This is a genomic window from Staphylococcus sp. EG-SA-2 (assembly GCF_017152085.1).
This window is the reverse complement of sequence record NZ_JACYHC010000056.1, coordinates 1-568: the sequence shown is the minus strand read 5'-3', so window position 1 is coordinate 568 and position 568 is coordinate 1. Positions and strand designations below refer to the sequence as shown.

General features: G+C 29.9%; 1 protein-coding gene. It reads right to left on the bottom strand.

Annotation, left to right across the window (positions count from 1 at the left end):
• A partial coding sequence (locus IDG60_RS27065) for a ComEA family DNA-binding protein (RefSeq protein ID WP_206160354.1) occupies positions 1–568 on the bottom strand: 568 nt, incomplete at both ends.

Below are 568 nucleotides of genomic sequence, written 5' to 3'. Positions count from 1 at the left end.
CTTGTTGGTTGCGATATTCAACAATTGCATTAGCTTTAGCTTGCCCTACTCCAGGAACAGACATCAATTCTGATACAGATGCGGTATTTAAATTTACTTTAGTATTATTTGTGTTCCCATTTTTTACGTGCACACTGTTTACTTCAATTTGTGGTTCAACATTCTTTTGTCCTTTATGAGGTATGAAAATCATTTTTTGATCTGTTAATTTTTCAGACAAATTAATTCGACTTACATCTGCATCATCCAATAATTGTGCTTTATCAAGTAAATCAACTACTCTATCCTTAGATGTCATTTTATAAACATTAGGATGTTTAACAGCACCTTTTACATCGACATATACAGGACCTTTATTTTTGGAATTATCTCCATCTTTGACCTGGACATCTTCTAATTTGGACAAACTATTATTTTCACTAGTGCTTTGTTTCAGAGCAGTATCTTTATTTTCAAAATTTCTTGAAGTATAATCATCTTGTCTCCAGAATATAAAACCAATTAATACCATAATTAAAACAACAGCACTTATAATATATAACTTCCATTGAGTTAAAAAATCTTTATA